This is a genomic window from Citrobacter portucalensis, from assembly GCF_002042885.1.
GTDB lineage: Bacteria > Pseudomonadota > Gammaproteobacteria > Enterobacterales > Enterobacteriaceae > Citrobacter > Citrobacter portucalensis.
Genome location: NZ_MVFY01000007.1, coordinates 87,379 through 107,189, shown reverse-complemented (window position 1 = coordinate 107,189; position 19,811 = coordinate 87,379). Strand labels below are relative to the sequence as shown.

Here is a 19,811-nt window from a genome sequence, read left to right as displayed (position 1 = left end):
TTGCAGGAAGATGGCAAGGGAGAGAATCCTCAGGAGCTTACATTAGTAAGTGACTGAGGGGAGCGAGTACAGCCACCGCGCATGCAACTTGAAGTATGACGAGTAAAGGGAGTTTGTATGGTAAGCGCGCTTTATGCCGTATTGGGTGCGTTATTGTTAATAAAGTTCTCCTTTGACGTCGTTCGCCTGCGCATGCAATATCGCGTTGCCTATGGCGATGGAGGTTTTAGTGAACTGCAAAGCGCTATCCGTATTCACGGTAATGCGGTGGAATATATTCCCGTCGCGTTAGTGCTGCTGTTATTTATGGAAATGAACGGCGCAGAGACGTGGATGGTGCATATTTGCGGGCTGATGTTGATTGCCGGACGGCTGATGCATTATTACGGATTCCACCACCGGCTCTTCCGCTGGCGCCGTTCAGGCATGAGCGCAACCTGGTGTTCGCTGTTGCTAATGGTGCTGGCGAATCTTTGGTATATGCCCTGGGAGTTGGTTTTCTCCCTGCATTAGCGCACAATACGCCACTTTATTTTTCCCGGATTTTTACGTTATGTCTCACCGCGACACGCTTTTTTCTGCGCCTATCGCCAGTCTGGGTGACTGGACCTTTGATGAACGGGTAGCTGAAGTCTTCCCGGATATGATCCAGCGTTCCGTTCCTGGCTATTCCAATATCATATCTATGATTGGCATGCTGGCCGAACGTTTCGTACAACCCAACACGCAGGTCTACGATCTGGGCTGTTCTCTGGGCGCGGCGACGCTCTCGGTGCGTCGCAATATTCATCACGAGAATTGCAAAATTATTGCCGTCGATAACTCCCCGGCGATGGTTGAGCGCTGCCGTCGTCATATTGACGCCTATAAGGCACCGACCCCGGTTGAGGTTGTCGAAGGCGATATTCGCAACATTACTATCGAAAACGCCTCGATGGTGGTGCTGAATTTTACCCTGCAATTCCTTGAGCCACCTGAGCGCCAGGCATTGTTGGATAAGATTTATCAAGGGTTGAATCCCGGCGGCGCGCTGGTGCTGTCTGAAAAATTCAGTTTCGAAGACGCTAACGTTGGCGAGCTGCTGTTCAACATGCACCACGACTTCAAACGGGCCAATGGCTACAGCGAACTGGAAATTAGTCAGAAACGCAGCATGCTGGAAAACGTGATGCTGACCGACTCGGTAGAAACGCACAAAGCGCGACTGCATCAGGCCGGCTTTGAGCACAGCGAATTGTGGTTCCAGTGCTTCAATTTTGGCTCTCTGGTGGCGTTGAAAGCTGAGGTTGGCGCATGATCGATTTTGGTAACTTTTATCAGTTGATTGCCAAAAATCATCTGTCCCATTGGCTGGAAACGCTTCCGGCGCAAATCGCTGCCTGGCAGCGCGATCAGCATGGTTTATTTAAACAATGGTCAAACGCCGTCGAGTTTCTGCCCGAGCTGACGCCGCATCGTCTGGATTTACTACACAGCGTTACCGCAGAAAGTAAAGAACCGCTCAGCGAAGGCCAGCTTAAACGTATCGACACCCTGATGCGTAACCTGATGCCATGGCGTAAAGGACCGTACTCGCTGTACGGCGTCAACATCGATACCGAATGGCGTTCCGACTGGAAGTGGGATCGCGTTCTGCCGCACTTGTCTGATCTCACCGGCCGTACCATTCTTGATGTTGGCTGTGGCAGTGGTTATCACATGTGGCGCATGATTGGCGTTGGAGCGCATCTGGCGGTTGGGATCGATCCTACGCAACTGTTTCTGTGCCAGTTTGAGGCGGTACGTAAACTGCTGGGCAATGACCAGCGTGCTCACCTGCTGCCGCTGGGTATTGAGCAACTTCCAGCGCTAAACGCCTTTGACACCGTGTTCTCCATGGGCGTGCTTTATCACCGCCGATCGCCGCTGGAACATCTGTGGCAGTTGAAGGATCAGTTGGTTAAAGATGGCGAGCTGGTGCTGGAAACGCTGGTCGTCGAAGGTGATGAAAATACCGTTCTGGTGCCGGGCGATCGCTACGCGCAAATGCGTAACGTCTACTTTATTCCATCTGCGTTGGCTTTAAAAAACTGGCTGGAAAAATGCGGTTTTGTTGATGTGCGCATCGCCGATGTCTGCGTCACCACCACCGAAGAGCAACGCCGCACCGAGTGGATGGTAACCGAGTCGCTGGCCGACTTCCTCGATCCGAACGACCACAGCAAAACGGTGGAAGGCTACCCCGCCCCATTACGTGCAGTATTGATTGCGCGTAAGCCGTAATAGATTGCCGAATGACCGTTACGTATAGCACCGTTTCTCCAAAATAGTTCAAGTTGCAGCAAGGCGGCAACGCAGCAAATCCCCGGGAGCGTAGATAACTACGTGACCGGGGTGCGCGAGGCGGCCAACGCTGCTGCGGCTTGAAATATGAAGGAGAAAAAAAGGCCCCTGTTGAAATTGCAGGGGCCTGGTACGAGCAAGCATCATATTGGGCGACATGATGCAACGGTAAAATCAGCTGGCCTGATGGTGTGCAATGATTGCTTTCATTTCAGCAACCGCCGTCCCCTCTACCGCATAGCGCGAATACTCATCCGCCTGTGCATCCGAAGACATCGACAACCCCGAATTGCGATAACGCATTGGTGAAGCCAGCCATACTCCGGCAGAACTGTGGACTTCCTGCACTCCAGCATCAAGGAACAGGGGCAAATTCGAGGCGCGAACCCCCGCTCCGGCCATAATGATTGGAGCACCGGGCTGCGCAATAAGTTCCATTATTTTTGTTAAACCTTGCGCCGCATCTGATTTTTGCCCTGAAGTGAGTACTCTGGTAATGCCCAAATCAGCTAATTTTTTAAGCGCATTGAGTGGGTTAGCACACATATCAAAGGCCCGATGAAAAGTGACTTGCAGCGAACCGGCGGCAATCATTATTTTCTCCATGCGCGGCATATCGACATTGCCATCCACATCTAAAATGCCGGTCACCAGCCCTGAGAATCCCAGTTCCCTGACCATCGCAATATCATCCAGCATTGCAGCAAATTCACCTTCGGTGTAGCAAAAGTCGCCTCCACGTGGGCGAATAATGGGATTGACGGGAATCGAAATGTGCTGGCGAACGGAACGCAAGACGCCCAGTGACGGCGTTAAGCCCCCTTCTTTGGGTGCCGAGCATAGTTCAATACGATCCGCGCCGTTTTGCTGCGCCGTGCGCGCGCACTCCATGCTGTAACAGCAGATTTCCAGTATAGCCATGCTCACTCCTGACGTTCGCTTGCCACAATGGTTTCAATCGACCACGGATGGAATTTTATCGTCACGCTACCATCGCTAACCGCCAGCGTCGGATTCGGTAAACGCTCACGCTCTCCTTTTGGCGAGCTGGTTTTCACAAAAATGCCCGGTTGACTCAGACCGTGATCGGAAAGCAGCGCCAGCGCTCGCGCATTCAGCGTTTCCGCCTCTCCCGGCAGAACAATTTCAATATGTTCCCAGCCTTCATGTGGGTAGCGTTTTTCGCCCGGCCACGGCAGTTCGACGATGGAAAATTGCCAATGTTGCACACAAACCGGCTCATGCAGTTTAAAAAGACAAATAGGTCTGCCGTTGATAATGTTTTCTGACAACAATTCACCGCACTGTTCAAACCCACGACGCCAGCGCTCTGCGGTGGTATTTTGATGGCAACGCAAGGAAATGTGATCGGCTTCCAGGCCTGTGATATCCAGCCCAAGGCGGGTAGAAAGTTCCGTTAATGCCTGCGTGAAATGCGGTAAATCTGCAGAAATATCCTGTAGTTCTGCAACGGTTTGCCAGTTCGCCATATTAAAAGCTCATATCCATGTTCAAAGTCGCTAATTTACTCTGTTGCGCTGCGCCATCCAACCGCTGTTTTCTCCGAACACATCATGAATAAATTTACGCCATTGCATTGTTTATATTTCAGGCTACTGGCGGTACACACAATGCTGACGGCAACGGGCATTTGCAGTATACTCCCGCCCTTAATTCTTAAACTGGTGCGGTGAATTTTAGGCCGCTTCATAAATGTAAGGTATTCCGGTGAATATTCAGGCTCTTCTCTCAGAAAAAGTCAGTCAGGCCATGATTGCTGCAGGCGCGCCTGCAGATTGCGAACCGCAGGTTCGTCAGTCAGCAAAAGTACAGTTCGGCGACTATCAAGCTAACGGCATGATGGCTGTCGCTAAAAAACTGGGTATGGCGCCGCGACAACTGGCTGAGCAGGTGCTGACTCATCTGGATCTCAACGGGATTGCCAGCAAAGTTGAAATTGCAGGCCCGGGCTTTATCAATATTTTTCTCGATCCGGCATTTCTGGCGCAGCACGTTCAGCAGGCGCTGGCTTCCGATCGTCTGGGCGTCACTCAACCGGCTAAACAAACCGTCGTGGTTGACTACTCCGCGCCTAACGTAGCGAAAGAGATGCACGTTGGTCACCTGCGTTCCACCATCATCGGTGACGCGGCGGTGCGTACGCTGGAGTTCCTCGGTCACAACGTTATTCGCGCTAACCACGTCGGCGACTGGGGTACTCAGTTCGGTATGCTCATCGCATGGCTGGAAAAACAGCAGCAGGAAAATGCCGGAGAGATGGCGCTGGCTGACCTGGAAGGTTTCTACCGTGATGCGAAAAAACATTACGACGAAGATGAAGCCTTCGCGGAACGCGCCCGTAGTTATGTCGTGAAACTGCAAGGCGGTGACGAATACTTTCGTGAGATGTGGCGCAAACTGGTCGACATTACCATGTCGCAGAACCAGTTAACCTACGATCGCCTCAACGTTACCCTGACCCGTGACGACGTCATGGGCGAAAGCCTGTACAACCCGATGCTACCTGGCATCGTCGCCGATCTGAAGGCGAAAGGCCTGGCTGTTGAAAGCGAAGGCGCTACCGTCGTATTCCTTGATGAGTATAAGAACAAGGAAGGTGAACCGATGGGCGTTATCATTCAGAAGAAAGATGGCGGCTATCTCTACACTACAACCGACATCGCCTGCGCCAAGTATCGTTACGAAACCCTGCATGCCGATCGCGTACTTTATTACATCGACTCTCGCCAGCATCAGCACTTAATGCAGGCCTGGACCATCGTACGTAAAGCCGGTTATGTGCCGGATTCAGTGCCGCTGGAACACCACATGTTCGGTATGATGCTGGGCAAAGACGGTAAACCGTTCAAAACCCGTGCGGGCGGCACGGTTAAACTGGCCGATCTGCTGGATGAAGCGCTGGAGCGCGCACGTCGTCTGGTCGCGGAGAAGAACCCGGACATGCCTGCCGACGAACTGGAAAAACTGGCAAATGCGGTCGGTATCGGCGCAGTGAAATACGCGGATCTGTCCAAAAACCGTACCACCGACTACATCTTCGACTGGGACAACATGCTGGCGTTCGAAGGTAACACCGCGCCATATATGCAGTACGCTTATACCCGCGTACTGTCCGTGTTCCGTAAAGCAGATATCGACGAAAGCGCGCTGGCAAATGCGCAGGTCGTTATCAGCGAAGATCGCGAGGCTCAACTGGCGGCGCGTCTGCTGCAGTTTGAAGAAACGCTGACCGTCGTTGCGCGTGAAGGTACGCCACACGTGATGTGTGCTTACCTGTACGACGTTGCTGGTCTGTTCTCCGGCTTCTACGAGCACTGCCCTATTCTCAGCGCTGAAAACGAAGAGATTCGTAACAGCCGCCTGAAGCTGGCGCAGCTGACGGCGAAAACCCTGAAGCTGGGTCTGGATACACTGGGTATCGAAACCGTAGAACGTATGTAATCACTTCAAATAATGTGAAAGCCCGCGCTATGTCGCGGGCTTTTTTATTTCCCCGAATGACCGCCCTCGTAGGCCTGATCAGCAAAGCACCATCAGGCGCTACGTTCACTGTAATTTGTAACAACCCACAAGGAATGACACATTTCCCTAGAGATATGGAACATCTTTTGCCTGTCATCCCGTCTAAGCCTCCGTATCATTAGGCGGCGAATTAATCGGGTACGGGTCAATGACATTCAGAGATTTTGAGGCGGAAGAAAAGCTCTTCCAGCGGCGTGTATTGGTGGCCTTTGGCCTGGTAGTCATCTGTTTTGGCATCCTGATTTACAATCTGTATAACTTACAAATCTGTCAGCACCAGTATTACACCACCCGGTCGAATGCAAACGACATCAAAATGCTGCCCGTCGCCCCAACGCGTGGCATGATTTACGATCGCAACGGCATCCCGCTGGTGCGCAACGTTACCTGGTACGATATTTCCGTTACGCCGTATAAAATCAGCGATATGAATGCGTTACTCCAGCAGCTCACGCCGATCGTTGACCTCACACCTGATGACATAGACCAGTTTCGCCATGAGCTGAAAGCCAGCAGCCGCTATCGTCCTGTGGTGCTAAAAAATGCGCTAACCGATGTCGAAATCGCCCGTTTTTCGGTAAACCAGTTTCATTTTAGCGGCGTCAACATCAATAGTTACGAAGACCGCCAGTATCCCTATGGCGCGGCGCTGGCGCATGTCCTGGGTTATGTTTCAAAAATCAATGACAACGACCTGAAAGCACTGGATCAAAAGGGTCTGGCGGAGAACTACGCCGCCGATCACAACATCGGTAAGCAAGGTATTGAGCGCTATTACGAAAACGAACTGCATGGAAAAACCGGTTATCAGGAGGTGGAAGTAGATAACCACGGACGCATCGTACGCCTGATCAAAGATGTGCCGCCCGTTGCCGGAAAAGATATCCATCTGACGCTGGATTTACATTTACAGCAATACATTGAGAGCCTATTGGCTGGCCAGCGTGCCGCCGTTTTGGTTGAAGATCCACACGACGGTTCCGTACTGGCGATGGTCTCAAACCCCAGCTATGACCCTAATCCGTTTGTCAAAGGCATCAGCTATCAGGACTATAACAAGCTACTCCAGGATAAAGACCTGCCATTAATCAACCGCGTCACGCAAGGATTGTACCCTCCCGCTTCAACGGTCAAACCGTATATGGCGATGTCGGCATTACTGAACGGTGTGATCACGCCGCAGACCAGTTTCTTCGGCGCCCCTACCTGGACGCTACCCGGCACCGAGCGACATTACCGTGACTGGAAAAAAACGGGCCACGGTATGCTGGATGTCACCAAAGCGATAGAAGAGTCTGCCGATACGTTCTTCTATCAGGTGGCGTATATGATGGGGATCGACCGGATTAACAGCATGCTCAGCCAGTTTGGTTATGGTAAACCGACCGGCATCGATCTTGATGAGGAGTATAACGGCCTGCTTCCGAGCCGCGAATGGAAGCAAAAAGTGCACAAAAAAGCCTGGTATCAGGGGGACACTATTTCAGTTGGCATCGGTCAGGGCTACTGGATTGCCACACCTATCCAGATGGTAAAAGCCATGGTCGCACTGATTAACAACGGCAAGGTTATCGTCCCTCACCTGCTGCTCGATGAAGAGAGCGGCAAAACCATCACGCCGTATCAGGCTCCAGAAGCACCATCACAAATCGCCTCGGCCTCATCGCCCTACTGGGGACTGGTGCGTCAGGCGATGTTCGGCATGGCGAATGAACCAAATGGTACAGGTTATAAGTTCTTTCACACCGCGCCATACGGCATTGCGGCAAAAAGCGGCACCTCGCAGGTCTTTAGCCTGAAAGAAAATCAGACCTACAATGCGAAGATGATCCCTGTCCGCTTGCGCGACCACGTGTTCTATACCGCATTTGCACCCTATAAGAACCCGAAGGTCGCGGTGGCGTTAATTCTGGAAAACGGCGGCAGCGATGGTGTCACCGCCGCGCCGGTTATGCGTCAGATCATGGATCATCTGTTTGCCCCGCAGGACAACACGGTACAAACAGTGACGACTGAACAATCAGGTCCGATAGCGGTATCGCCATCGAATACCGATATCAAAAATACTTTCGCAAGTATTCGGTAAGGCACAGCATCGCCATCGCCTGTCCGTAAGGCATGGAGGTCCGAGGGATGTTGCGGTAGAAATCAAGATTGTGTCCCATCCCGGTACCAAACGAGGTGTGCAGCAGTTCACCTTCCGGTGAAATATGCTGCACAATGCCGCGAATGGCTTTTTCGGCTACCGGCGCATACTCTTGCCCAACGTAGCGTTTACGTACTGCTTTGAGGATCCCATAGGCAAATCCGGCAGTTGCCGATGCTTCCAGATACGACTGCGGGTCGTCCAGCAAGGTATGCCACAACCCACTTTCATCCTGGCATTTCGCCAGCGCCGCGATTTGCGCGTTCAGGACCTGTACAAGATAGCGGTGAACAGCATTGTTTTCCGGTAAATCAAGTAATTCGAGGAAGTCCGGGATCACGATAGTTAACCAACTGTTGCCACGCGCCCAGCGGGCATTAGCAAAGTTATGATTTCCTTCATAGCTCCAGCCGTGGAACCACAGCCCCGTTTCTTTATCCATCAGGTTTTGCACGTGCAGCAGGAACTGATACGTTGCCTCTTCGATGTAGTCCGGGCGATTGAGTAGCTTGCCAATCTTCGCCAGCGGTAAAACCGTCATCATCAGCGTGTCATCCCACATCTGTTGATGGTTTTCTTCCGCCAGCGTGATGTGTTGCATACCACCAAATTCGGTACGCGGCATCTCATGCATTGCCCACTCAGCCCAGCTGTCGAGCCACGGCAGATACGCTGGATTACGCGTCTCTTCATAGCGATACGCCAACGTTAAAAATGGCGCCATGGTGTTCACGTTTTTAGTGGTTGCACCTTCAGCAAAGCGATCGGCAAACCAGCTATCGATGATATCGCGCATCGTTTCATCGCCGGTTTGCAGATAGTACTGATACATCCCGTACAGGCCGACGCCGTGTGTCCACTCCCATCCCGCCCAGCCTTTAGTATCAATTACGCGTCCATCGTCCAGACGCAGTAAGAACTCACCGGTTTCGTCATGAATATTGACCAGGTTATGCGTCACCTTTTTGATCAGCGTTTTTAATTCATCCCTGGCAATAAAATGTTCTGGCTGGCGCAATAACGGGCTATGTTTAACCGGGTAAACAATCATTTACTAAACCTCTGTCAATGTCGGATTCAATGCTGTGACCTGCCCCTGTTACGGCGCAGCAGCTTTATTTGGGAGGCCCCGCAATCCTCGCTTTGACAATGGGCATCCTTATAGGGTCACAGTAAAAGCTAACAGAAAGTGAAACCTTTCTATTTCTGCCAGAAGGATTCGTGAAATGGCAAGAATACAAAGAGTCCGGCAACGTACGTCACTTATTTTATAAAACGACGTTTCTATTTAATTGAATGAGAAGCTGTAATGTTGAAACAACCAGCAGTTTCAACTGCTGGTCTGAATGACGGAGGGGGTTAACGGTAGTTCACAATCACCTGATTGCTCTGAATGCGTAACGCGGGGATCAGGCGACCACCGCCGGGGACCTCCCAGACAAAATGCATCGGTTCAATGGCCGGAACGTTATTGAACCCGTTGGTGGTCCCACTTTGCCCGTCCAGCTCGACACAACGGGACTGAGAACATAAACGCACCCGCAAACCTGCGGGCGTGGGGCCATTCAGCTCATAGCGCCAGGCCACCAGCGTCATCAAGCCTGAGACCGGCTGGCTGGGAACCAAAGGATCAGACGAGGCTGACTGGCCACGGTGATTTAAGGTGATCCCCATGCCACTTGCCTGCCAGGCCCCTTCTCCGGCGGCCTGCGCCACCAGAGGAAAAAACAACAACCACAGTAACTTACGCATTATTTACCTCCAATGGTCGCCGTCATGCGGATATGGCGGTTATCGGAAAGCTCCATATTCGATAACACCACCAACTGCGGGATGCTGCGGCGTAAAAACCGCGCCAGTAACGGACGTAACGCGTGATTCACCAGCAAGACCGGCGGCGCGCCCAACATTTCCTGCCGGGACAGCGCTTCCTGAGTCTGGGCCAGCAGTCGGTCTGCAAGCCCAGGCTCCAGACCGCCGCCCCCCTGCAGCGCTTGCAGCAGCAAACGCTCGAGCGGAGTATCAAGACCGATAACCTGAACCTCTTCATTACCCGGGAACCACTGCTGAGTGATGGCGCGTCCTAACGCAACACGGACGACCGCGGTAAGCTCATGCGGATCGTTTTGCAGCGGCGCATGTTCCGCCAGCGTTTCAAGAATGGTGCGCATATCGCGAATCGGTACTTTCTCGTCCAGCAAGTTCTGCAGCACTTTATGCAGCGTGGTGAGCGTCACAACGCCCGGCACCAGATCTTCCGTCAGCTTTGGCATCTCCTGCGACACTCGATCCAGTAACTGCTGCGCTTCCTGACGGCCAAACAGCTCAGCGGCGAACTGCCCAATCAGGTGGTTTAGATGCGTAGCGACAACAGTACTGGCTTCAACCACCGTAAAGCCCTGAATCTGCGCCTGTTCCTTCAATGCGCTTTCAATCCAGATAGCGTCCAATCCGAACGCCGGATCGACCGTTTTCTCACCCGGCAGCGACCCGGCGGCAGTACCCGGGTTAATGGCCAGCCAGCGTCCCGGATAGGCGTCACCGCTGCCAATTTCTACCCCTTTCATCAAAATTCGATAGCGGGCTGGCTGCAGATCCATATTGTCTCGAATGTGTACCACCGGCGGCAGGAAGCCCATATCCTGGGCAAATTTCTTACGAATACTGCGAATTCGCCCCAGCAACTCGCCATCCTGTTGAAAGTCCACCATTGGGATCAGGCGGTAACCTACCTCCATGCCCAGCGAATCTTCCAACTGCACGTCGTTCCATGTGGCTTCCACCACGGAGTTGTTTTCCGGCATTTTCACCGGCTGCGGTTCATCTGGCGCTTTTTGCTCACGACCGCGCATCCACCATGCCAGAGCCAACAATGCGGCAGTAAACATCAGAAACACCAGGTTCGGCATGCCCGGAACCAGACCCAAAAGTCCAAGTACCGCCGCACTGAGCAACATGACGCTGGGGTTGCTGAACAGTTGGGTCACCATCTGTTCGCCTACGTCCTGGTCGGTACTCACGCGGGTCACGATAACACCCGCCGCAGTAGAGATAACCAGCGCAGGAATTTGTGCCACCAGCCCGTCACCGATGGTCAGCAGGGTATAACTTTCCGCAGCGCTGCCCATGCTCATACCATGCTGCAACACCCCAACTAACAGACCGCCGACCACGTTGATCACCATGATCAAAATACCAGCGATGGCATCTCCACGGACGAATTTACTCGCACCGTCCATTGAGCCGTAAAAATCCGCTTCCTGGGTCACTTCCGAGCGTCGTTTTTTAGCTTCATCTTCGCCAATCAGACCGGCATTTAAATCTGCATCAATCGCCATCTGCTTGCCGGGCATGCCATCCAGAACGAAGCGCGCGCCAACCTCGGCGATACGCCCTGCACCTTTGGTGATTACCATAAAGTTAATGATGACGAGAATCACGAAGACCACGATGCCGATCGCGAAGTTACCGCCCACCAGGAAGTGGCCGAAGGCTTCAACCACCTTCCCCGCCGCCGCCGCGCCAGTGTGTCCTTCCATTAAAATGATACGGGTAGACGCGACGTTCAGGGCCAGACGTAATAATGTGGTAAACAGCAAAATCGTCGGGAATGCGGCAAACTCCAGTGTACGCTGGGTGAACATCGCCACCAGCAGCACCATGATCGACAGCGCAATGTTAAATGTGAACAGCAAATCGAGGACGAAAGCCGGCAGCGGCAGCACCATCATCGACAAAATCAGCAGGATGAGGATCGGTCCGGCAAGGATTTGCCATTGCGTGGATTTCAGGTTGCTGGGCAGACGCAGCATCGCGACCAGATTAGCCATCAGTATTCTTCTCGTTCATGAAATCCAGTGCTTCTGGCACCGGAAGGTTTTCAGGTTGTGGTGGACGTTTGCCGCCAGCCAGACGCCAGCGTTTTAGCTGCCATACCCATGCCAGTACTTCGGCAACGGCGGCGTATAATTGCCCCGGTATTTGCTGACCAATCTCAGCATGGCGATAGAGCGCACGCGCCAGTGGCGGCGCTTCTAATGTCGGGACACGGTGCTCTGCGCCAATTTCACGAATGCGCAGCGCAACCAGCCCGGCCCCTTTCGCAACAACTTTCGGCGCGCTCATTTTGTTCTCGTCATACTTCAACGCCACTGAGTAGTGCGTAGGGTTAGTGACAATAACGTCTGCTTTCGGCACATCCGCCATCATGCGACGCTGAGCGGCCGCGCGCTGCATTTGACGAATTTTGCCTTTAACGTGCGGGTCACCTTCGCTTTGCTTAAATTCATCGCGGATATCCTGACGCGACATACGCAGTTTTTTCACATGGCTATAGATCTGGAAAAAGACGTCGAACCCCACCATCGGAATAACGCCAAGCACCACCAGTAGTGCACACATACCGACTAAATCCAGGGCATTGCCCATCGCCGTAATCGGTGACTCCGCCATCAGACGCATCATCGCCGGCCAGTTATGCCAGAGATAAAATCCGGCCACGCTTCCCACCAACGTGGACTTCAGTATTGCTTTGAGCAGTTCTGCGCCGGTTTGCGCGGAAAACATGCGCTTAATGCCCGGCAGCGGATTCAGCTTAGAGAATTTGGGTTGCAGGGATTTACCGCTGAAAATCAAGCCGCCAAGCATCACCGGGGAAATTAAAGCCACCAGAACGACGCCGGTAATCAACGGCAACAGCGCAATCATCGCGTCTTTAATCAGCAGGATGATTTGGCTGAGGATCAGATTCGGGTCGTTGACCATGCTATGGTCAAAACGTAATCCGGCCGACAGCATGCCAGCCAGCCTACGGGCAAGCGACTCCCCACCAATCCAGATAATGCACACACCCACCAGCAAAATAAGCAGTGAGGTTAGCTCTTTGGATCGGGGGATCTGCCCTTCTTCCCGCGCTTTTTCAAGTCGGTGGGGTGTGGGGGCTTCTGTTTTGTCGTCGTCGCTTTCTTCTGCCACGCATCAGACCCTGGATAGAGATATAGGCGAGAATGATGCCAGAACAGCTATCCAGCAATGGGAAGAGTAAGCGGTAAAAAAGACGGGATTTATGGCTTTAAGCAGAATTGCGCGTAAGCCGGATGAGAGGCCCACGCCTCACATCCGGCAAATACGCATCAGAACCCGAGGCTATCCAGCAGGTCGTCAACCTGATCCTGACTTGCTACTACGCCGGCTTTCGAGGCGTCAACCTGCGGGCCGTTAAGCAAGCTTTCGTTTTCACGTTTTGGACGAGCGCCCTGTTCCGGAATGTTTTCCAACAGAACCATCAGCAGCTGACGTTCAATCTCCTGGATAACATCCATCATGCGCTTGATGACCTGACCGGTGAGATCCTGGAAATCCTGCGCCATCATGATGTCCAGCAACTGGGCATTGGTAAAGCTGGTATGTCCAGGTACATCACCAAGGAACTGACGGGTATCGGTGACCAGTTCACGAGCATCGGACAGTTCGATCGGATTTTCGAACCATTCATCCCAGCGTTTAGTCAGGTCTTTGGCCCCTTTTTCCATCGCGTCCTGATGCGGCTGCGAAGCTTCTACGCTGTTTAGCGCGCGCTCTGCCGCCTGCGCGGTCATCTGTACAACATAATCGAGACGATCGCGGGCATCAGGAATCGCTTCTGCCGCTTCGGCAATGGCCTGATCCAGCCCCAGTTCACGCAGGCTGTCGCGCAGCATTCGGGTCAAACTGCCGATGCGCGCGATGATGTCCCCTGCAGAGTGTTCGTCAGCAGGTTTAATTTGTGGTTGCATCATCATCACACCCTCACATGCCCAGTTTCTCAAAGATTTTATTCAGTTTTTCTTCCAGCGTCGCCGCCGTGAACGGTTTCACGACATAGCCACTGGCACCTGCCTGTGCTGCCGCAATGATGTTCTCTTTTTTCGCTTCTGCCGTGACCATCAGCACCGGCAGAGAAGCCATCCCGCCATCGGCACGGATGGTTTTCAGCAGTTCCAGTCCATCCATGTTCGGCATGTTCCAGTCAGAAATAACAAAACCGAATCCCCCAGCCTGCAGCTTGTTCAGCGCATCCACGCCGTCTTCAGCTTCTTCAACATTGTTGAATCCCAGCTCTTTAAGCAGGTTACGCACGATGCGACGCATGGTGGAAAAGTCATCCACAACCAAAAACTTAAGCTCTTTATCCGCCATAAAAATAAACTCCTGATTCAAATACGTATTGCCTGTCCGGCACTAATTTTCACCAGCATTTGCTGGCTCACCTGGCTAAGATCGACCACTTCGCTTACGCCACCCATATTGATGGCCTCGCGCGGCATGCCGAACACCACACAACTTGCTTCGTTTTGCGCAATGGTCCAGGCTCCCGCCTGATTCATCGCTAACATTCCGGCTGCGCCATCGTTGCCCATACCGGTCAGGATCACCCCGACGGCATTGCGCCCTGCATGTTTCGCCACCGAATGGAACAGCACATCCACTGAGGGCCGATGCCGATTAACCGGCGGACCGTCATGAATTTTGATTTGATAGTTCGCGCCACTGCGCGCCAGTTCCATATGCTTGTCGCCCGGCGCGATATACGCATGCCCCGGGAGTACGCGCTCTCCGTCTTCTGCCTCTTTCACGGTTATCTGGCACAGTTTGTTCAGACGTTCGGCGAACGAACGGGTAAACCCTGGCGGCATATGCTGGGTAATAAGAATACCGGGACTTGAAAGCGGCAATGGCTGGAGTACATGGCGAATTGCCTCTGTTCCTCCGGTTGACGCCCCAATCACCAGCAGCTTTTCCGAACTGAGTAACGGCCCTGCTTTCAAGGTCGTCGGTGCCGCCATGGGCTTATGGGCCGCCAGTTTTGCGCGCGATGCGGTGCGGATCTTTTCAGCAATCATCTCGCTATATGCCAGCATCCCTTCGCGGATCCCCAGTTGCGGTTTGGTGACAAAATCAATCGCCCCCAGTTCCAAGGCCCGCAGCGTGACCTCTGAACCTTTACCGGTCAGTGAAGAAACCATCACCACAGGCATTGGACGCAGGCGCATCAACTTCTCCAGGAAGTCGAGGCCGTCCATACGCGGCATTTCCACGTCCAGCGTCAGGACGTCGGGATTGTATTTTTTGATTAAATCCCGGGCGACCAACGGATCCGGCGCCGTCGCCACCATTTCCATATCACTGTGACTGTTAATAATTTCGGTCATGATTTGACGCATCAATGCAGAATCATCTACCGACAACACCCTGATTTTACTCATGCTTTATCCTTACCTGGCGCATGCGCATACACGGTCTGTCCACGCAGGCTAAACTCGCGCACAAGGTTGCTAAAGTTTTCTGAATGACCTGCAAACAGCAGCCCGTCAGGTTTAAGAAGTGGAACAAAACGGTGCAAAATGTCCTGTTGTGTCGTTTTATCGAAATAGATCATCACATTACGACAAAATATGGCATCAAAAGGGCCAGGCACGTTGTACTGCTTATCCAGTAAGTTCACGCTGGAAAATTCAACATGACCTGCCAGTTCCTGCCTAACGCGTACCAGTCCTTCATGCGGCCCGGTGCCGCGCATGAAATAACGCTGCAACTGCTGGGGTGACAGCGTCTTTAGCTCATCGAGGCGGTAAATGCCGTTTCTGGCCTTTTCCAGCACTTCGGTATCAATGTCGCTGGCAAAAACGCGCCAGCGGCCCGGTGCCATACCTAAGGTATCGGCAAGCGTAATCGCAATGCTGTAGGGTTCTTCTCCGGTTGACGCCGCCGCGCTCCAGACGCGGTATTCACCGCTGCGCCGACGAGCGTGATCTGACAGCACCGGAAAATGATGCCCTTCGCGAAAAAACGCGGTCAGGTTGGTAGTCAGGGAGTTAATAAAAGCCTGCCACTCAGCACTGTTCTGGTTAGCTTCCAGCATGCTGAGATAGCGACCAAAGTCATCCAGCCCCAGGGTACGCAGACGACGAACCAGGCGGTTATAAACCATGTCCCGCTTATGGTCGGCCAGTACGATCCCCGCACGCTGGTAGATTAATTGACATATCCGACGAAAATGCGCGTCAGACAGCGCGAGGCGCTGTGTCATCTGTAACAATAATGACGTTTGCCCGGAGGGCAGAGATGATGTCATAGCGCCTTCTCAATCACATTCAGGATACAACGGGCGCAACCTGAGGCTGCGCCAACTCTTGTTTTGCTACGGTTTGCTCTTCAAGTTTAAAAAATGCGACACAAGCAGAAAGATGATCGGCCTGCGTGGCAAGTTGTCCGGCGGCGGATGCGGCTTCTTCCACCAGACCGGCGTTTTGCTGCGTCACGGAGTCCATCTGGCTGACGGCCTGCGCCACCTGCTCAATGCCTCTGCGCTGTTCATCGGATGCCGAGGCAATCTCGCCCATGATGTCGTTAACCCGGGTCACCGAACTGACTATTTCCGTCATAGTGCGCGACGCCATATCCACCAGCTGCGAGCCCTGATGCACCCGGGTGACAGATTCCTCAATCAGTCCCTTAATTTCTTTCGCCGCCTGTGCGCTACGGCTTGCCAGATTGCGCACCTCACCAGCGACGACGGCAAAACCACGCCCTTGCTCCCCCGCCCTGGCAGCCTCTACCGCGGCATTCAACGCCAGGATATTGGTCTGGAAGGCAATGCTGTCAATCACGCCGATGATGTCGCCGATTTTCTGCGAGCTGGCAGAAATCTCATGCATGGTGCTGGCGACCCGGGACGTCTGCTCGCCACCTTTATGCGCTGTGTCTGCCGCACTTTTGGCGATTCCTGACGCCTGGCGCGCATTATCAGCGTTCTGGCCGACGGTGGCGGTCAGTTGCTCCATGCTGGCCGCCGTTTGCGCCAGAGCGGCCGCTTGCTGTTCGGTTCGCGAAGATAAATCGTTATTGCCCATCGCAATTTCTGAAATACCGCTATGCATGGCTGAGCTGCCCTGACGAACGTCACTGACCGTTTCGCGTAACGCCTTTTGCATCTTCTGCAGGCTGGCAAAAATGGCCGAGATCTCATTGCGCCCATAAACCACTACCGGTCGTGCCAGGTTCCCCGCGGCAATACTGTCGAAATGGCTGCCAATAATCGCCAGCGGCTGAACGATCATCTTGCGCGACCAGAACAGCGCACCGCTGGTGAGCAGTGCCGCCAGTACCACCATGGTGGCGAAAATCACCCCCGACATATGGTAATTACGCTGACTCTGCTCCCCCGCCGTTTGCAACACGCTGTCGATGTTGCTCTGCCACGCATTCACATTCGCATCAAAAGCATCTTGAGCCGCCTGCACCGGCGCGGTCAGAAAATCTGACAACTGATTGTTTTCAAGCCAAGTGGCTTGATGCGCGAGAGCGCTATGCCACTGGTTGAAATTTTTCTCAGTTGCGCCTAACAGCGCCTTGCCTTGTTCCGTCGAATCCGACGTCGCCATAAAGCGTTTAAACATCAATTCAGACTGCGCCAGGCTATCGCGCGCGAGGGTCATCAGCGTTTTGATGTCCTCTGGCGGATAGCTCAGGGCGGTCAGCGTCCCTGCCTTATTAAGGGCCGTACTGGCCTGTAATAACACAGCGCGGGTTTGGGCCAGCGCAGCGCGTTGCTGATTACTCCGTTCGACCTGATTCAGGTTCTGAAAACCGTCCCGAAATGCCCAGAAGGACAAGCCATTACTGCCAATCTGCAAAACACCGCAGAGGATTAAAATCAAAAACAGCGTGGTCGAAATTCGAATACGATTAAACATCAACGCTCCCATTGGGCGGCACTGGCCGCGGTTTAACTATCAGTCAAAATGTTTCCCAATTCGTATCTTGTTCAATGCTCTGGCGCGGATAGGATGCGCTCGGGGCTGTTGGTAATCGTGTATCGCGTGGTTTTGTCGAGGCCGGACGTGACGCAAGACGGAAAGTCGATACCGACTGCGTTAAGCGACTGGCCTGTTCTTCAAGAGCGGCCGCTGCGGCAGCTGACTCCTGTACCAAAGAGGCGTTCTGCTGCGTAACGCGATCCATTTCAGAGACCGCGAGCGCAACCTGATCAATCCCCCGGCTTTGCTCGTCAGATGCCGAGGCAATCTCGCCCATAATGTCGGTCACCCGCGTCACGGCATTGACGATATCGTTCATTGTTTCGCCGGCGCTTTCTACCAGTACGGAACCGGTATCAACCCGGGAAACGGAATCTTCAATCAATGCTTTGATCTCTTTCGCCGCCTGCGCACTGCGACTTGCCAGATTACGCACTTCACCCGCCACCACGGCAAAGCCGCGGCCTTGCTCACCGGCACGCGCTGCTTCAACCGCCGCGTTCAGTGCGAGAATGTTGGTCTGAAAGGCAATACCATCGATGACGCTGATGATGTCAGCGATTTTCTTCGAGCTATCGGCGATTTCGTGCATGGTGTTCACCACGCTATCAACCACTTTGCCGCCATGCTGCGCGGTATCGGACGCGCTTTTTGCCAGTTGCGAGGCCTGACGCGCGTTGTCCGCGTTTTGCTTCACAGTTGCGGTCAGCTGTTCCATGCTGGCTGCGGTCTCTTCCAGTGCAGACGCCTGCTGTTCCGTACGAGATGAAAGGTCAGTGTTTCCGCTGGCAATTTCGCTGGTACCGGAATAAATCGCATCAGAGCCTTCACGCACCAGAGTGACAGTTTCCGTCAGCGAGCGCTGCATATGATCAACCGTACTGGCCAGCTCGCCGATTTCGTTACGGCCACTAACGGCGAGAGTTGCGGTCAGGTTACCGCTGGCGATTTCCCGGATATGGGCAATGACACGGGACAGAGGATTAAGCAAGGTATGACGGATGCCATACCAGACCACCACCAGAATCAGCACTAGCACCACGGCCAGCACGCCAAGCTGCCATTGGGCGAAATGGTAATCCCGCGCGCTTTGATCAAATGCCTGGACGTAAAGCTTTTCGCTAACGCTGGCGTACTTGCCCAGCGCCTCGCCGAGCGCGTTTTGCATTCCCTGCGTAGGCTGCGCGAAGTAGGCGTCCATATTGCCGCTTTCCAGAAACTGAACCAGTTCTGCCAGGGCCGCATGGTACTGCTGATATTTTTCCTCAACGTTGCCGCTGGCTTCTGCCATTTCCGGCAACGGTGTGATGTTTTTAAATTTTGCGTAATGCGTTTCAGCCTGCGCCAGCGATGCTTTCGCATTCTTCAGCAGATCGTTTTTTGCGCTGCTTTGCTGGTTAGACGCATCCATCATCATGCGCGCAGAAGAACGGCTTAAATTGATTCGTGTCTGCAGCATCAGATCCCATGTTGAGGTGAGTTCACTTTGCTGCTGTCGAAGATCGTTAGAAATAACAAAACTTTGCTGATTCTGCTGCAATGAAGAAAACAACAGACCACCGGAAACAAGCTGTAGCAGTGCGAAAACCCCCAGCACCATCATCAGCATTGTGACAACGCGGATACGGTTAAACATAAGGCACCTTCCTGAAAACGAGTTATCAACGTTATCGGCACTCGCTGAGATAACTTTACGTTTGCGAAAAGGAAATCCTGAAGGGATGTGAAGCCTGGCGAGGGGAAGATAAAACGGGTGTGCAGCAACCACAAATCATTCACATAAAAACACCATAATTATCATGTAAATAACATTTATTTTCATCGGTGAGCACGGTCAGAATGGCCGAAATACGCATTTTTATGTGATTGAGATCACACATACGCATCGTAAATACCACAACAAAATGGATAAAAAATTAAAAAAAGTTGTATCCGTTTACGCTTTAATCCAATTTATATGATGAATACCTCGCTACCACTTAATAAGTATAAAAAATGAGTAA

At 53.0% G+C, this 19,811-nt stretch carries 17 protein-coding genes; 5 read left to right on the top strand and 12 right to left on the bottom strand.

Annotated features, from left to right (window positions below):
- The first annotated feature begins 117 nt into the window (after window positions 1-117).
- Genes BZK40_RS12435 through cmoB form a run of 3 tightly spaced genes read left to right on the top strand, consistent with a single transcriptional unit; the run spans window position 118 to window position 2,262 of the window.
- Entirely contained in the window at window positions 118-513 is a 396-nt protein-coding gene (locus BZK40_RS12435) for an MAPEG family protein (RefSeq protein WP_003833847.1), read from the top strand.
- 40 nt (window positions 514-553) lie between these two features.
- Window positions 554-1,297 carry a carboxy-S-adenosyl-L-methionine synthase CmoA gene (gene cmoA, locus BZK40_RS12430; protein WP_008785057.1) on the top strand — a complete coding sequence of 248 codons (744 nt, stop codon included), beginning with the start codon at window positions 554-556 and terminating at the stop codon, window positions 1,295-1,297.
- Entirely contained in the window at window positions 1,294-2,262 is a 969-nt protein-coding gene (gene cmoB, locus BZK40_RS12425) for a tRNA 5-methoxyuridine(34)/uridine 5-oxyacetic acid(34) synthase CmoB (protein WP_079934732.1), read from the top strand. Before cmoA ends, cmoB begins: the two co-directional genes overlap by 4 nt.
- Window positions 2,263-2,496: 234 nt before the next feature.
- Here the strand turns inward: cmoB and cutC are convergent, their stop codons facing one another.
- Together cutC and BZK40_RS12415 are read right to left on the bottom strand one after the other, a co-directional pair.
- Complete coding sequence (gene cutC / locus BZK40_RS12420) at window positions 2,497-3,243, bottom strand: copper homeostasis protein CutC (protein WP_079934731.1); 747 nt, start codon at window positions 3,241-3,243, stop codon at window positions 2,497-2,499.
- A 2-nt stretch (window positions 3,244-3,245) separates the two neighbouring features.
- A complete protein-coding gene (locus BZK40_RS12415) occupies window positions 3,246-3,812 on the bottom strand; it encodes a VOC family protein (protein WP_003833855.1) in 567 nt (188 codons plus the stop codon).
- Between the two features lie 238 nt (window positions 3,813-4,050).
- Here BZK40_RS12415 and argS point away from each other — a divergent pair, with 238 nt between their 5' ends.
- Window positions 4,051-5,784, top strand: a complete 1,734-nt coding sequence (gene argS / locus BZK40_RS12410) for an arginine--tRNA ligase (RefSeq protein ID WP_003833857.1) — start codon at window positions 4,051-4,053, stop codon at window positions 5,782-5,784.
- 229 nt (window positions 5,785-6,013) lie between these two features.
- The gene (gene mrdA, locus BZK40_RS12405) at window positions 6,014-7,951 is read left to right on the top strand and encodes a penicillin-binding protein 2 (RefSeq protein WP_048216124.1); all 1,938 of its coding nucleotides are present in this window, start codon (window positions 6,014-6,016) and stop codon (window positions 7,949-7,951) included.
- Here the strand turns inward: mrdA and bglB are convergent.
- The 10 genes from bglB to tar all read right to left on the bottom strand — a co-directional run bounded on the left by bglB (window position 7,923) and on the right by tar (window position 19,444).
- Window positions 7,923-9,062 carry a beta-galactosidase BglB gene (gene bglB / locus BZK40_RS12400; protein WP_008785063.1) on the bottom strand — a complete coding sequence of 380 codons (1,140 nt, stop codon included), beginning with the start codon at window positions 9,060-9,062 and terminating at the stop codon, window positions 7,923-7,925. The two genes, mrdA and bglB, sit on opposite strands and share 29 nt — an antisense overlap.
- A 308-nt stretch (window positions 9,063-9,370) precedes the next feature.
- On the bottom strand, window positions 9,371-9,763 hold the full coding sequence (gene flhE, locus BZK40_RS12395) for a flagellar protein FlhE (RefSeq protein ID WP_003833862.1): 393 nt from the start codon (window positions 9,761-9,763) through the stop codon (window positions 9,371-9,373).
- Complete coding sequence (gene flhA, locus BZK40_RS12390) at window positions 9,763-11,841, bottom strand: flagellar biosynthesis protein FlhA (protein ID WP_003833865.1); 2,079 nt, start codon at window positions 11,839-11,841, stop codon at window positions 9,763-9,765. The genes flhE and flhA overlap by 1 nt, the downstream gene beginning before the upstream one ends.
- Window positions 11,834-12,985 carry a flagellar biosynthesis protein FlhB gene (flhB, locus tag BZK40_RS12385; RefSeq protein ID WP_003833866.1) on the bottom strand — a complete coding sequence of 384 codons (1,152 nt, stop codon included), beginning with the start codon at window positions 12,983-12,985 and terminating at the stop codon, window positions 11,834-11,836. Before flhB ends, flhA begins: the two co-directional genes overlap by 8 nt.
- Window positions 12,986-13,143: 158 nt before the next feature.
- A complete protein-coding gene (gene cheZ, locus BZK40_RS12380; RefSeq protein WP_003034659.1) occupies window positions 13,144-13,788 on the bottom strand; it encodes a protein phosphatase CheZ in 645 nt (214 codons plus the stop codon).
- Window positions 13,789-13,798: 10 nt separating this feature from the next.
- Window positions 13,799-14,188, bottom strand: coding sequence for a chemotaxis response regulator CheY (gene cheY, locus BZK40_RS12375; RefSeq protein ID WP_003034656.1), 390 nt, complete (start codon window positions 14,186-14,188; stop codon window positions 13,799-13,801).
- A gap of 17 nt (window positions 14,189-14,205) precedes the next feature.
- Window positions 14,206-15,255, bottom strand: a complete 1,050-nt coding sequence (locus BZK40_RS12370) for a protein-glutamate methylesterase/protein-glutamine glutaminase (protein WP_003833872.1) — start codon at window positions 15,253-15,255, stop codon at window positions 14,206-14,208.
- On the bottom strand, window positions 15,252-16,124 hold the full coding sequence (gene cheR / locus BZK40_RS12365) for a protein-glutamate O-methyltransferase CheR (protein WP_032943796.1): 873 nt from the start codon (window positions 16,122-16,124) through the stop codon (window positions 15,252-15,254). Before cheR ends, BZK40_RS12370 begins: the two co-directional genes overlap by 4 nt.
- A gap of 19 nt (window positions 16,125-16,143) precedes the next feature.
- Window positions 16,144-17,745, bottom strand: coding sequence for a methyl-accepting chemotaxis protein IV (gene tap, locus BZK40_RS12360; protein WP_079934730.1), 1,602 nt, complete (start codon window positions 17,743-17,745; stop codon window positions 16,144-16,146).
- Between the two features lie 43 nt (window positions 17,746-17,788).
- Window positions 17,789-19,444, bottom strand: a complete 1,656-nt coding sequence (tar, locus tag BZK40_RS12355) for a methyl-accepting chemotaxis protein II (RefSeq protein WP_079934729.1) — start codon at window positions 19,442-19,444, stop codon at window positions 17,789-17,791.
- Between the last annotated feature and the right edge of the window lie 367 nt (window positions 19,445-19,811).

What these genes read in the sequence shown, in the direction of transcription:
- tap (WP_079934730.1), bottom strand. Translation starts at nt 17,745, where the DNA reads ATGTTTAATCGTATTCGAATTTCGACCACGCTGTTTTTGATTTTAATC.
- cheZ (WP_003034659.1), bottom strand. Translation starts at nt 13,788, where the DNA reads ATGATGCAACCACAAATTAAACCTGCTGACGAACACTCTGCAGGGGAC.
- flhA (WP_003833865.1), bottom strand. Translation starts at nt 11,841, where the DNA reads ATGGCTAATCTGGTCGCGATGCTGCGTCTGCCCAGCAACCTGAAATCC.
- cheR (WP_032943796.1), bottom strand. Translation starts at nt 16,124, where the DNA reads ATGACATCATCTCTGCCCTCCGGGCAAACGTCATTATTGTTACAGATG.
- BZK40_RS12415 (WP_003833855.1), bottom strand. Translation starts at nt 3,812, where the DNA reads ATGGCGAACTGGCAAACCGTTGCAGAACTACAGGATATTTCTGCAGAT.
- tar (WP_079934729.1), bottom strand. Translation starts at nt 19,444, where the DNA reads ATGTTTAACCGTATCCGCGTTGTCACAATGCTGATGATGGTGCTGGGG.
- cmoA (WP_008785057.1), top strand. Translation starts at nt 554, where the DNA reads ATGTCTCACCGCGACACGCTTTTTTCTGCGCCTATCGCCAGTCTGGGT.
- mrdA (WP_048216124.1), top strand. Translation starts at nt 6,014, where the DNA reads ATGACATTCAGAGATTTTGAGGCGGAAGAAAAGCTCTTCCAGCGGCGT.
- flhE (WP_003833862.1), bottom strand. Translation starts at nt 9,763, where the DNA reads ATGCGTAAGTTACTGTGGTTGTTGTTTTTTCCTCTGGTGGCGCAGGCC.
- cmoB (WP_079934732.1), top strand. Translation starts at nt 1,294, where the DNA reads ATGATCGATTTTGGTAACTTTTATCAGTTGATTGCCAAAAATCATCTG.
- cheY (WP_003034656.1), bottom strand. Translation starts at nt 14,188, where the DNA reads ATGGCGGATAAAGAGCTTAAGTTTTTGGTTGTGGATGACTTTTCCACC.
- BZK40_RS12435 (WP_003833847.1), top strand. Translation starts at nt 118, where the DNA reads ATGGTAAGCGCGCTTTATGCCGTATTGGGTGCGTTATTGTTAATAAAG.
- BZK40_RS12370 (WP_003833872.1), bottom strand. Translation starts at nt 15,255, where the DNA reads ATGAGTAAAATCAGGGTGTTGTCGGTAGATGATTCTGCATTGATGCGT.
- cutC (WP_079934731.1), bottom strand. Translation starts at nt 3,243, where the DNA reads ATGGCTATACTGGAAATCTGCTGTTACAGCATGGAGTGCGCGCGCACG.
- bglB (WP_008785063.1), bottom strand. Translation starts at nt 9,062, where the DNA reads ATGATTGTTTACCCGGTTAAACATAGCCCGTTATTGCGCCAGCCAGAA.